The sequence below is a fragment of the Streptomyces niveus genome (genome assembly GCF_001723055.1).
GTDB classification, from domain to species: Bacteria; Actinomycetota; Actinomycetes; order Streptomycetales; family Streptomycetaceae; genus Streptomyces; species Streptomyces niveus.
In genome coordinates this window covers 1-11,611 of sequence record NZ_MDCR01000189.1, presented here as the reverse complement: position 1 = coordinate 11,611, position 11,611 = coordinate 1, and the positions used below count along the sequence as shown (strand labels likewise).

At 70.9% G+C, this 11,611-nt stretch carries 13 protein-coding genes and 1 pseudogene; 8 read left to right on the top strand and 6 right to left on the bottom strand.

Annotation, left to right across the window (positions count from 1 at the left end):
• From BHU15_RS22220 to BHU15_RS22200, 5 genes are all read left to right on the top strand, one after another.
• A partial coding sequence (locus BHU15_RS22220) for an AtuA-related protein (RefSeq protein WP_438284976.1) occupies positions 1-320 on the top strand: 320 nt, incomplete at its 5' end.
• The gene (locus BHU15_RS22215) at positions 317-1,924 is read left to right on the top strand and encodes an acyl-CoA carboxylase subunit beta (protein ID WP_069628814.1); all 1,608 of its coding nucleotides are present in this window, start codon (positions 317-319) and stop codon (positions 1,922-1,924) included. The genes BHU15_RS22220 and BHU15_RS22215, both read left to right, overlap by 4 nt.
• Positions 1,925-1,932: 8 nt before the next feature.
• Positions 1,933-3,903, top strand: coding sequence for an ATP-binding protein (locus BHU15_RS22210; RefSeq protein ID WP_069628813.1), 1,971 nt, complete (start codon positions 1,933-1,935; stop codon positions 3,901-3,903).
• The gene (locus tag BHU15_RS22205; protein ID WP_069628812.1) at positions 3,900-5,042 is read left to right on the top strand and encodes an acyl-CoA dehydrogenase family protein; all 1,143 of its coding nucleotides are present in this window, start codon (positions 3,900-3,902) and stop codon (positions 5,040-5,042) included. The genes BHU15_RS22210 and BHU15_RS22205 overlap by 4 nt, the downstream gene beginning before the upstream one ends.
• 43 nt (positions 5,043-5,085) lie before the next feature.
• Positions 5,086-6,687: a 4-coumarate--CoA ligase family protein gene (locus tag BHU15_RS22200; protein ID WP_069628811.1), complete on the top strand. Its 1,602-nt coding sequence runs from the start codon at positions 5,086-5,088 to the stop codon at positions 6,685-6,687.
• 16 nt (positions 6,688-6,703) lie between these two features.
• Here the strand turns inward: BHU15_RS22200 and BHU15_RS22195 are convergent, their stop codons facing one another.
• Genes BHU15_RS22195 through BHU15_RS22185 form a run of 4 tightly spaced genes read right to left on the bottom strand, consistent with a single transcriptional unit; the run spans position 6,704 to position 8,584 of the window.
• Positions 6,704-7,819: a methyltransferase domain-containing protein gene (locus BHU15_RS22195; RefSeq protein ID WP_079128300.1), complete on the bottom strand. Its 1,116-nt coding sequence runs from the start codon at positions 7,817-7,819 to the stop codon at positions 6,704-6,706.
• A gap of 53 nt (positions 7,820-7,872) precedes the next feature.
• Positions 7,873-8,022 carry a hypothetical protein gene (locus BHU15_RS40260; RefSeq protein WP_171908418.1) on the bottom strand — a complete coding sequence of 50 codons (150 nt, stop codon included), beginning with the start codon at positions 8,020-8,022 and terminating at the stop codon, positions 7,873-7,875.
• Positions 8,019-8,306, bottom strand: a complete 288-nt coding sequence (locus BHU15_RS22190) for a hypothetical protein (protein WP_247748551.1) — start codon at positions 8,304-8,306, stop codon at positions 8,019-8,021. The genes BHU15_RS40260 and BHU15_RS22190 overlap by 4 nt, the downstream gene beginning before the upstream one ends.
• Positions 8,303-8,584, bottom strand: a complete 282-nt coding sequence (locus tag BHU15_RS22185) for a hypothetical protein (RefSeq protein ID WP_023540860.1) — start codon at positions 8,582-8,584, stop codon at positions 8,303-8,305. The genes BHU15_RS22190 and BHU15_RS22185 overlap by 4 nt, the downstream gene beginning before the upstream one ends.
• A 230-nt stretch (positions 8,585-8,814) precedes the next feature.
• Here BHU15_RS22185 and BHU15_RS22180 point away from each other — a divergent pair, with 230 nt between their 5' ends.
• Genes BHU15_RS22180 through BHU15_RS22170 form a run of 3 tightly spaced genes read left to right on the top strand, consistent with a single transcriptional unit; the run spans position 8,815 to position 10,060 of the window.
• Entirely contained in the window at positions 8,815-9,657 is an 843-nt protein-coding gene (locus BHU15_RS22180) for a helix-turn-helix domain-containing protein (protein WP_069628809.1), read from the top strand.
• Positions 9,639-9,869, top strand: coding sequence for a DUF397 domain-containing protein (locus BHU15_RS22175; RefSeq protein ID WP_069628808.1), 231 nt, complete (start codon positions 9,639-9,641; stop codon positions 9,867-9,869). The genes BHU15_RS22180 and BHU15_RS22175 overlap by 19 nt, the downstream gene beginning before the upstream one ends.
• Positions 9,851-10,060: a DUF397 domain-containing protein gene (locus BHU15_RS22170; protein WP_069628807.1), complete on the top strand. Its 210-nt coding sequence runs from the start codon at positions 9,851-9,853 to the stop codon at positions 10,058-10,060. The genes BHU15_RS22175 and BHU15_RS22170 overlap by 19 nt, the downstream gene beginning before the upstream one ends.
• Positions 10,061-10,064: 4 nt before the next feature.
• Here BHU15_RS22170 and BHU15_RS22165 read toward each other — a convergent pair whose 3' ends face one another.
• On the bottom strand, positions 10,065-10,826 hold the full coding sequence (locus BHU15_RS22165; RefSeq protein WP_255293181.1) for a hypothetical protein: 762 nt from the start codon (positions 10,824-10,826) through the stop codon (positions 10,065-10,067).
• Between the two features lie 307 nt (positions 10,827-11,133).
• Positions 11,134-11,611: pseudogene (locus BHU15_RS40255) on the bottom strand (methyltransferase domain-containing protein); the annotation flags it as partial.

Below are 11,611 nucleotides of genomic sequence, written 5' to 3'. Positions count from 1 at the left end.
ACGCCGACGTTGGCGTCGCCGGCGCCCGCAGCGGCGACAAGGGCGGCGACGCCAACGTCGGCGTCTGGGTGCGTACCGACGAGGCGTGGCGGTGGCTCGCGCACGAGCTGACCGTCGACCTCTTCCGTCAACTCCTGCCGGAGACAGCCGACTTGCCGGTCACCCGGGACATCCTGCCGAATCTCCGCGCCCTCAACTTCACCGTGCACGGCCTCCTCGGCGAAGGCGTCGCCGCCCAGGCCCGGTTCGACCCGCAGGCCAAGGCGCTCGGCGAATGGCTGCGCTCCCGCCACGCCGACATCCCGGAGGCTCTGCTGTGACCGTGCTCCGTTCCGCCCTCGACGTCGCGTCCCCCGAATACGCCGCGCACCGCGCCGAGATGCTGACCAAGCTCGCCGATCTCGGTACGGAGCACGCCAAGGCGCTGGCCGGCGGCGGCGAGAAGTACGTGGCCAGGCACCGCGCGCGCGGAAAGCTCCTCGCCCGCGAACGCGTCGAGTTGCTGCTCGACCCCGACACCCCGTTCCTGGAACTGTCCCCGCTCGCCGCCTGGGGCAGCGACTACCCCGTCGGCGCGTCCATGGTCACCGGCATAGGCGTGGTCGAGGGCGTGGAGTGCGTCATCACCGCCAACGACCCGACCGTGCGCGGCGGCGCGTCCAACCCCTGGACGCTGAAGAAGGCCCTGCGCGCCAACCAGATCGCGTACGAGAACAGGCTGCCGCTCATCAGCCTGGTCGAGTCCGGCGGCGCCGATCTCCCCTCCCAGAAGGAGATCTTCATCCCCGGCGGCGCGCTCTTCCGCGACCTGACCCGGTTGTCCGCCGCCCAGATCCCCACCGTCGCGGTCGTGTTCGGCAACTCGACGGCGGGCGGCGCGTACGTCCCCGGCATGTCCGACCACACCGTCATGATCAGGGAGCGGTCGAAGGTGTTCCTCGGCGGACCGCCGCTCGTGAAGATGGCGACGGGGGAGGAGAGCGACGACGAATCGCTCGGCGGGGCCGAGATGCACGCCCGCCACTCCGGGCTCGCCGACCACTTCGCGGTGGACGAGACGGACGCGATCCACCAGGCGCGCCGGATCGTGGCGCGTCTCAACCACCGTAAGGCGCACGGGGATCCGGGTCCGGCCGATCCTCCGAAGTACGACGAGGAGGAGCTGCTGGGCATCGTCCCCGGCGATCTGAAGTTCCCCTTCGACCCGCGCGAGGTGGTGGCGCGGATCGTGGACGGCTCGGACTTCGACGAGTTCAAGCCGCTGTACGGGCCGAGCCTGGTGACCGGCTGGGCGCGGCTGCACGGCTACCCGGTGGGCGTGCTGGCCAACGCGCAGGGTGTGCTGTTCAGCGCCGAGTCGCAGAAGGCCGCGCAGTTCATCCAGCTCGCCAACCAGCGCGACATCCCGCTGGTCTTCCTGCACAACACCACCGGCTACATGGTCGGCAAGGAGTACGAGCAGGGCGGCATCATCAAGCACGGCGCGATGATGATCAACGCGGTCGCCAACTCGACCGTCCCGCATCTGTCGGTCCTGATGGGCGCGTCGTACGGAGCCGGGCACTACGGCATGTGCGGCCGGGCCTACGACCCGCGGTTCCTCTTCGCCTGGCCGAGCGCCAAGTCCGCCGTGATGGGCCCGCAGCAACTGGCGGGCGTGCTCTCGATCGTGGCGCGCGCGTCGGCGGCGGCGAAGGGGCAGCCATACATCGACAAGGCTGCGGACGGCGACGCCGCGCTGCGCGCCATGGTGGAGGCGCAGATCGAGTCGGAGTCACTGCCGGCGTTCCTGTCCGGGCGGCTCTACGACGACGGGGTCATCGACCCGCGTGACACCCGCACGGTGCTCGGTCTGTGTCTGTCGGCGGTCCACACGGCGCCGGTCGAGGGCGTACGGGGCGGCTTCGGCGTCTTCCGAATGTGAGGATTGTGATGATCTCAACTCTTCTGGTCGCCAACCGCGGCGAGATCGCGTGCCGTATCTTCCGCACCTGCCGGGAGCGCGGCATCGCCACGGTCGCGGTCTTCTCGGACGCGGACGCCGGCGCGCTGCACGTACGGGAGGCGGACACGGCGGTACGGCTGCCGGGAGCGGCGCCCGCCGACACCTATCTGCGCGGCGACCTGATCGTGAAGGCGGCACTGGCGGCGGGCGCGAACGCGGTGCATCCCGGCTACGGATTCCTGTCGGAGAACGCCGAGTTCGCGCGCGCGGTGCTCGACGCCGGACTGGTGTGGGTCGGGCCGCCGCCGGAGGCGATCGAGGCGATGGCGTCCAAGACGCGGGCGAAGGAGCTGATGGCGGCGGCGGGCGTGCCCCTGCTGGCCCCGGTGGATCCGGCGTCGGCGACGGAGGCGGATCTGCCGCTGCTGCTGAAGGCGGCGGCGGGCGGCGGCGGCCGGGGGATGCGGGTCGTCCGTCAACTTGCCGATGTGAAAGTTGAGTTGGCGGCTGCCTCGGCCGAGGCGCGGTCGGCGTTCGGCGACGGCGAGGTCTTCGCGGAGCCGTACGTGGAACGGGGCCGGCACGTCGAGGTCCAGATCCTCGCCGACGCGCACGGCACGGTGTGGGCGCTCGGCACCCGCGACTGCTCCTTGCAGCGGCGGCACCAGAAGGTGATCGAGGAGTCCCCGGCGCCCGGCCTGACGGCCGGACTCCGCGCGACCCTGACGGACGCGGCCCTCGCGGCGGCGCGGGCCGTGGAGTACCGGGGCGCGGGCACGGTCGAGTTCCTGATCTCGCCGGCGGGCCGCGCGTACTTCCTGGAGATGAACACCCGCCTCCAGGTCGAACACCCGGTGACGGAGGAGGTCTTCGGCCTGGACCTGGTGGCGCTCCAACTCGCCCTGGCGGAAGGTGCGAAGCTCCCCCCTGAGCCCCCGGCCCCGCGCGGCCACGCGGTGGAGGCCCGCCTGTACGCGGAGGACCCGGCGCGGGAGTGGGCGCCGCAGCCGGGGCGGGTGCACGAGTTGACGTTGCGGGGGGCGGGAGGCGGCCACCTCGCCGACCGGCCGCGGCTGCGCGTCGACGCCGGGTACGGGCCCGGGGACAGCGTCGGTGTGCACTACGACTCCATGCTCGCCAAGGTCGTCGCCTGGGCGCCCACCCGCGCCGACGCCGTCCGGCTGCTGGCCGACGCGCTGCGCCGGGCACGGGTCCACGGGCCCCTCACCAACCGGGAGTTGCTCGTACGGTCCCTGCGCCACCCGGAGTTCACCGCCGGGGAGGCCGACACCGGGTTCTACGAGCGGCACATCGACGCGCTCATCGAGCCGGGCGGCGGCGCCGGCGGTGGCGACAACGCCCGGCACGCCGCCGTCGCCGCGGCGCTCGCCGACGCAGTCCGGCGCGGCCATCGCGTGGGCGGGTGGCGGAATCTCCCCTCCCGGCCGCAGACCAAGACGTACGGGGAGCACGAGGTGCGCTACCACCGCACCCGCGACGGCTTCCGCGTCGAGGACGACGCGGTGCGCGCGGTCGCGGTCGCACCGGACCGCGTGACGCTCGAAGTCGAGGGCGTGCTGCGCCACTTCGAGGTCGCCCAGTACGCGAGCGGGCCCGGCGGCGACCTCGGTGACGGGTACGTCTACGTGGACGGCCCCACCGCCTCGTACCGCCTCCACGCCCACCCGCGCTTCACCGACCCCCGCACCGCCACCGCGCCCGGTTCGCTGCTCGCGCCCATGCCCGGCACCGTCGTACGGATCGCCGACGGGATCGGCGAGGGCGGCGCCGTCACCGCCGGGCAGCCGCTCGTCTGGCTGGAGGCCATGAAGATGGAGCACCGCGTCGTCTCTCCCGCCTCCGGCACGCTCACCGCGCTCCACGCCGTACCCGGCACCCAGGTCGAGGTCGGCGCGCTCCTCGCCGTAGTCACCGACGTCTCCCAGGGGGACATATGAGCATCGTCGAATCACGGGAATCGCGGGATCTGCGCGCCGCCGTCGCCGCCCTCGGCCGCCGCCACGGCCCCGGCTTCGACCGGGACACGCTGTGGAGCGAGGCGGGCAAGCTCGGCTATCTCGGGGTCAACCTCCCCGAGGAGTACGGCGGCGGGGGCGGCGGACTCGCCGAACTCTCCATCGTGCTCGAAGAGTTGGGCGCGGCAGGCTGCCCCCTGCTCCTGATGGTCGTCTCGCCGGCCATCTGCGGCACCGTCATCGCCCGGTTCGGCACCGAGGAGCAGAAGCGCGCCTGGCTCCCCGGCCTCGCCGACGGCTCCCGGACGATGGCCTTCGGCATCACCGAACCCGACGCCGGGTCCAACTCGCACCGCATCACCACCACCGCCCGTAAAGCGGCCGACGAGGACGGCGGCGGCTGGATACTCAACGGCCGCAAGGTCTTCGTCTCCGGCGTCGACATCACCGACGCCACCCTCATCGTCGGCCGCACCGAGGACGCGCGGACCGGCTCGCTCAAGCCCTGCCTCTTCATCGTCCCGCGCGACGCGCAAGGGTTTCACCGCTCGCAGATCGACATGGAACTCCAGGCGGTGGAGAAGCAGTTCGAGCTGGTCCTGGACGACGTACGGCTCCCGGCGGACGCCCTCGTCGGCGACGAGGACGCCGGACTCCTTCAACTCTTCGCCGGTCTCAACCCCGAACGCGTCATGACCGCCGCCTTCGCGCTCGGCATGGGCCGCTACGCGCTCGACAAGGCCGTCGACTACGCCAAGACCCGCCAGGTCTGGCAGCAGCCGATCGGCGCCCACCAGGCCATCGCGCACCCGCTCGCCCAGGCGTACATCGAGATCGAACTCGCCCGTCTGATGATGCGCAAGGCCGCCCACCTCTACGACGCCGGCGACGACGCGGGCGCGGGCGAGGCCGCCAACATCGCCAAGTACGCGGCGGGGGAAGCCTGCGTACACGCCGTCGACCAGGCCGTACACACCCTCGGCGGCAACGGCCTCACCCGCGAGTACGGACTGGCGTCCCTGATCGCCGCGTCCCGGGTGGCGCGCATCGCGCCCGTCAGCCGCGAAATGATCCTGAACTACGTATCCCACCAGTCCCTGGGTCTCCCCAAGTCGTACTGAGACGCGCCATTGTGGTCCGTCCACGCGTCGAAGGGGCCTCGTCATGATCTTTCACAGCGAGTACGGACACGTCGAAGCGGTCGACCTGCCCATCCACGAGGCGGTGCTCGGCCGGGCGGCCGAGTTCGGCGACACGGTCGCGCTGGTGGACGGTAGGGACGGCGCCACCGTCACCTACGCCCAACTCGACCTGTTCCACCGGCGGTTCGCTGCCGGACTCACGGCGGCCGGGCTGCGCAAGGGTGACGTACTGGCCCTGCACAGCCCCAACACCGTCGCGTATCCCGTCGCGTTCTACGGGGCGACCCGGGCCGGCGCCTCCGTCACGACCGTCCATCCGCTCTCCACGGCCGAGGAGTTCGCGAAGCAACTGCGGGACTCCTCCGCCCGCTGGATCGTCACGGTCTCCCCGCTGCTCGAAGTCGCCCGCAGATCGGCCGAGTTGGTGGGCGGCATCGAGGAGATCTTCGTCTGTGACCGGGCGCCGGGCCACCGCTCCGTACTCGACATGATCGCCACGGACCGGGAGTCGGACCCGGCGCCCGTCGTCACCATCTCGCCCGGCGAGGACGTGGCGGCCCTCCCGTACTCCTCGGGCACCACCGCGGCCCCGAAGGGCGTCATGCTGACGCACCGCTCCATCGCCACCAACCTGGCGCAGCTCGACCCCGTCCTCCCGATGCGTCCGGGCCACCGCATCCTCGCCGTACTGCCCTTCTTCCACATCTACGGCCTCACGGCCCTGATGAACGCACCGCTTCGAACCGGCGCCACCGTCGTCGTGCTGCCGCGCTTCGAACTCGACCAGTTCCTCGGCGCGATCCAGACCCACCGCATCAACGGCCTGTACGTCGCCCCGCCGATCATCCTCGCGCTCGCCAAACACCCCGCCGTCGCCCGCTACGACCTGACGTCGCTCGACTACATCGTCTGCTCCGCCGCCCCGCTCGACTCCCGCCTCGCCGAGGCCTGTTCGGCTCGTCTCGGCCTGCCGCCCGTCCGCCAGGCGTACGGCATGACGGAACTGTCACCCGGCACCCACGTGGTCCCCCTCGACGCGCGGAACCCGCCCCCGGGCGCGGTGGGCAAACTCCTGCCCAGCACCGAGATGCGCATCGTCTCCCTGGACGACCCCACCGCCGACGCCCCCGCGGGCGCGGCCGGCGAAGTCCTCATCCGGGGCCCGCAGGTCATGAAGGGCTACCTCGGCCGCCCGGAGGAGACGGCCCACATGATCGACACCGACGGCTGGGTCCACACGGGCGACATCGGCCGCGTCGACGCCGACGGCTGGCTGTTCGTGGTCGACCGGGTGAAGGAACTGATCAAGTACAAGGGCTTCCAGGTCGCCCCCGCCGACCTCGAAGCCCTGCTGCTGACCCACGAGTCGATCGCCGACGCGGCGGTCATCGGCGTCTACGACGAGGACGGCAACGAGATCCCGAAGGCATACGTGGTCCGCCAGCCGTCGGCGCCCGGACTGACCGAGGCGGACGTGCTGTCGTACGTCGCGGAACACGTGGCACCGCACAAGAAGGTCCGCCGGGTCGAGTTCATCGACGGCGTCCCCCGGGCGGCATCGGGCAAGATCCTCCGCCGCGAGCTGCGCGACCGGGAGGCGGGGGAGGAGGCGGGGGCGCCGTGACTTCTGCCAGGGCCTGTCACACGGGGTTGTCCGGCGAGTCCAGCCAGGCCCGTTCGCCATCCGCGTCCAGGGTCAGCCCGAAGCGGTTGAAGCCGGGGCGCTCCTGCTCCACCCACCACCTGTGTGCGGCTTCCACCTCGTCCCACAGGCGTCGGGGACCCGACTGGTACACCTTGGCTTCCGCGCGGTCGGCGTCGAAGACCACGACCGCCCATGACCTGTCCGAACGCCCGTAGAACCACACGGCGCGTCTGCCCTCACGTTCGCGGTCGACCGTGTGGGCGACGCCGGGCACGCGCAGGCCCAACGCGAACCCGATCACGTCGAAGCCACCCGTGCCGAGGAGCTCCGCCTCGCGCATCGTCGTGAACGACATGTCCGCGGTTTCCTCGGCCCCTGCCGGTACGTACTCGTCATGCCGTGGCCGGACGAAGCGCTGGGAGCGCATCCGCATGAATCCCACAGAGCGGGTGAACGGCCCTGACGCACTCCGGCGGTCCTCGGCGACCACCAGGCGGGCGGTGGCTTCGCCGGGCCCGTAATGAGTCCCCCAGGGAACGAGGATCACCCCTCCGGGGCTGGACTGCTCCACCCACGCGAACGGAATTCTTCGCAGACCACAGGTGGCGATGACGCGGTTGTACGGGGCCGGCTCCGCGCCAGCGGCGTACCCGAGGAAGCCGTCTCCGTGCACCACTTCCACCGGGAGACCGAAACGCTCCAACGCCTCCCGCGCCCTGGCCGCGACGGCGCCGTCCACTTCGACGGTGACGATGCTCCCGGCGCCGAGCCGGTGCGCGAGAAGCGCCGCGTTCCATCCAGTGCCCGTGCCGATCTCCAGCACACGTTGACCCGGCTGCACATCGAGGTCGGTCAGCATGGAGAAGACCAGACTCGGCATGGACGAGGACGAACTGAAGACCTTTCCCGGCTGATGGCCGTCGTGCGCGCCGTCGTCCCACTGGGTGACCACGGGGTCGTCGGAGTCGGCGTATCTCTGCCACGCCTGCGGGTCCTGCCTCTTGTCGACGGCGACGCAACGGCCGGTGGTCATGTCATGCGGCCACATCACGTCAGGCAGGAAGTGGGAGCGGGGCACATCCTGAAAGGACTTGACCCAGTCGGGCGACATGGAACCTGTGTTGAGGAGGAGCCGGCCCAACTCCTCCTGCTGGTCGGTGGAGGTCACTTCCGGTGGTCCCCGTCGCCGGCGGGCGTCGAACCGTCCGGATGCGGCTCCTCGGTCGGCGGCCACGGCTGACCAGGGAGGCCGTCGCCTTCGCCCTCGTCTTTACCGTGGCCGCCGCCGTACGCGAGATGGACGCGAGTGTTCACTGTTCTGCTCCTTCAGGGGCGAGGGACCACATTGTGTGGCCTCCGGGTGTGGCCTCCGGCGAGCAGCCAAGGCCGGTACGGCTACGGGTGTTGACGTCGGCGACGCGGGCGCTGAGCAGTTCGGCGGCGCCGAGCAGTCGTACGCGCGCGGGGTCGGCGTCCCACTCGCGCCCGCCGCCGAGCGGGCGGAGCTGGACGTAGGGGCCCTCGTGGGCCATCACGACCCCGACCCTGTCGCGGGCCGGGTCGTGGACGGTGTCCCCGACCCGTACCCCGTGCGTCACCGCCCGGCTCCGTCCACGATCACGGCGGCGAGCGCGAGCGCGACCGGTGCGGAGCAGACACCGAGATGGATGAGGGCGTAGCGGGTGTCCCGCCCGGCGTCGCTGTCGTCGGTGACGGGCCACGGCGTACGCACATCCATGGCGGGCAACTGAATCCCGGCCCCCGTCAACGCCGCCGCCAGCGCGTCCCGCGCCTCGACGGCCTCCTGGATCTTCTCCGGGGCGACGCGCTGCGGGGTGCGGCGGGGGAGGGGCGGCTTGGGAGTCGCAGACGTCATGGGGGCTCCTTCGGCTGTGAACTACCGTGCGTGATGGGCTCATTACGAGGATGCGCCCGTACGGGAGGCGTTCACGCCGAGTACGGGGGTGCTTCCCTGGCAGGCGAAACACCTTCCACACGTTCCACGAGTGGCCTCCTTCGGTTGCTTGTTGTGCGGTTTCGACCTCTGGGCCGTACAGCCTGAATTACCGTGCGTGAGGGGGTTGTTACGAGACGGAGGGCAGTGCCATGCCGACGAGACGAGTGGTCACCGGCCGCAGCAGGGAACCCCGCGCGCGGTTCGCCGAGGAGCTGCGCTCATTGCGCCGCGAACGTGGCGACAGCCTGCGTCAGCTCGGCGAACGGCTGGGCTGGGACTGGTCGTTGTTCGGCAAGATGGAGAAGGGCGAGACGCTGGGCGGGCCGGAGGTGGTCCAGGCGCTCGACACGTACTACGAGACGCCGGGGTTGTTGCTCGCGCTGTGGGAGTTGGCGGTGAGTGACAAGTCGCAGTTCAAGGAGGGCTATCGGCGATACATGGCGCTGGAGGCCGAGGCCACGAGCCTGTGGCACTTCGCGGTGAGTGTGCTGCCGGGGCTTCTTCAGACGGAGGGGTACGCGCGGGAGTTGCTGGCGGCGGGTGGTCTCAAGGGGAAGGAGCTGGACCAGCAGGTCGAGGCGCGGATGGGGCGGCGGGAGCTGCTGGAGGGTGCATGCGCGCCGTCGTTTCGGACGATTCTGTCGGAGTCGGTACTGCGAACGCCGTTGCGAGATGTAAGGGCGTGGCGGGGCCAGTTGCAGTACCTGACGGAAATCAGCGAACGGGGCGAGGTCGCTGTTCAGTTGGTGCCGTTCAGCGCGGGCCTGCACGGCCTTACGAACGCCGACGTCATGTTCCTTCGCCTGCCGGAGGGGCGTACCGTGGCGTACGCTGAGAACGGCTACCGGGGCGAACTCATCGAGGAAACCGCACCGGTTGAACGGTTGCAGCTCACGTACGATTCGGTGCGCGACCTGGCGCTGTCCCCGGCTGAGTCGCGGAAGTTCTTTCTGCGCATTCTGGAGGAAGCACCGTGCGATCCGTCGACTTGACCTCAGTCACCTGGCGCAAGAGCAGCTACAGCAATCAGGACGGCGGCCAGTGCGTGGAGGTCTCCGACGACCTCGCCGCCGTCGTCCCTGTCCGTGACAGCAAGACCCCGCATGGCCCGGTGCTCGCGTTCGGCGCGTCCGGCTGGGTGTCCTTTGTGTCGGCCGTGAAGTCTGGCGAGTTGAGGGAGGGATCTTGCGTTACCTCGATCTGAGCGCCGTCACTTGGCGCAAGAGCAGCTACAGCAACTCAAGCGGTGGCGAGTGCGTTGAGGTCTCCGACGACCTCGCCGCCGTCGTCCCTGTCCGTGACAGCAAGAACCCGCACGGCCCCGTGCTCGCGTTCGGTGAGTCCGGCTGGGCATCGTTCGTCTCGGCTCTGCGGGACGGCGCGTTGGACGCCTGACGCGTCAGCCGACCGCCGGAGACCTTCGCGGCGGGCTCAGACGGTCGTAGAGAGCCGCGAAGGCCGTGCACGTCAGAGGGACGGTCACGGCCGCGGTGACCAGGATGCCGACGATGACCGGGGCGAGGATCCCGGCGTAGTACGCGGCGAAGAAGTTGCCCGTGGCGTCTTCCAGTAGGCCGCGTACGAGGGGACGCAGCGGCAGCGCCACCTGCGTCACCAGCCGCAGCAACCCGGCGGTGAGCACGAACAACGGCACCGTGAGGGCGAGGACCCGGGCCGCCCCGACACGCGTCCACGTCAGCGACCAGGAACGCCGCAGCGCCGCCCGCGCCCCGAGCCCGTCGGCTGCGGCGGCCGGGGCGAGGGTGAGGGCGAGGCGCAGCAGTACGGCGACGAACAGGGCGGCCAGCGGGGAGTACTTGACGAGTGTGTAGGGCCAGGTACCGCGCTCCAGGGGGAGCGGGGTGTCGAGGTGGTAGCCGGTGAACCTGTCCGCCACGACCGCGACGATCACCGGCAGCGGCCAGACGACCAGAGCACGCAGCACGTACACGGCGAGCACCGGTCGCAGCCTCGCGGGAGAGCCCTCTCGCGGGGCTTCACCTGCGACCGCCCGGGAACACGCGCTCTGGATTGCCGCGCTCCCGATGCCGAGGAGGATCAGAAAGAGCGGCAGCGCGCAGAGGGCGAGCTGAACCAGGTCCGTACTGTCGTGCAGGTAGGGATCCTCAAGGTAGTGGTACCAGACGCGTTGGTTCCGCATGCGCGTGAAGAGCGGCCAGGCGACCAGGAACACGACGACGGTAAGCACCAACCCGGCCAGCCCGCCCAGCCCGACGACTCGCCCCGTAACACCGCCCAGAGCCCGCCGATCCCGCCACAGAACGCCGAACGTCGAAGCAGAGAGCCCGCGTTGGGGGCTCGTGCTCGTGGGGGGCGCCGTGGTGGGGTCGTGCTGTGTGGGCATGGGGTGGGCCTTCGCCTTCCGGGATCCGTTCCCGGAGAGGACGCCGGACGGACGGCGTCCGGTTCTCGGACGTGCAGCTCGGCCGCGTCGGACGCCTGACGCGTCAGATGTACGAGGCGGCCCTGCGGGTGCCGTCGGTGCCCTCCGCCCATACCTGCTGAGCCCCCGCCGTATCCGCCGTGAGTCCGTACTGGTCGACGCTCGGGCGGCCGAGGTTCTCCCAGCGGGCGTGCGCGGCCGTGATCTCGTCCCACAGGCGCCGGGGGCCGGCCTGGGTGACGGTGAATCGGTCGGCGTGGTGGCCGTCGTAGTCGACCGTGGCCCATGACGGCCCGGTGTCGTCGGCCACGTCGAGTCGCGTGGGAGCGTGCTCGCCGCTCGCGTCCCAGGCGTAACAGGCTCCGGGAACGGTGAGGCCGATGTGGAACTCCGCGTTCAGATCTCCTCCGGCGACGGCCCACGGCGACAAGGCGGAGGACGTCACTTGCTCGGCCTTGTCGCCGCTGTCAGCGGCGGTCGACGGGGCCGAGCCCCGCATGGGCATGAACGAGGCGAAGCTGTGGAACCTGCCTTCGCCGCCG

Coding starts and splice junctions, on each gene's coding strand:
- BHU15_RS22210 (WP_069628813.1), top strand. CDS start 1,933: ATGATCTCAACTCTTCTGGTCGCCAACCGCGGCGAGATCGCGTGCCGT.
- BHU15_RS22205 (WP_069628812.1), top strand. CDS start 3,900: ATGAGCATCGTCGAATCACGGGAATCGCGGGATCTGCGCGCCGCCGTC.
- BHU15_RS22200 (WP_069628811.1), top strand. CDS start 5,086: ATGATCTTTCACAGCGAGTACGGACACGTCGAAGCGGTCGACCTGCCC.
- BHU15_RS22195 (WP_079128300.1), bottom strand. CDS start 7,819: ATGTCGCCCGACTGGGTCAAGTCCTTTCAGGATGTGCCCCGCTCCCAC.
- BHU15_RS22185 (WP_023540860.1), bottom strand. CDS start 8,584: ATGACGTCTGCGACTCCCAAGCCGCCCCTCCCCCGCCGCACCCCGCAG.
- BHU15_RS22180 (WP_069628809.1), top strand. CDS start 8,815: ATGCCGACGAGACGAGTGGTCACCGGCCGCAGCAGGGAACCCCGCGCG.
- BHU15_RS22165 (WP_255293181.1), bottom strand. CDS start 10,826: ATGCGGAACCAACGCGTCTGGTACCACTACCTTGAGGATCCCTACCTG.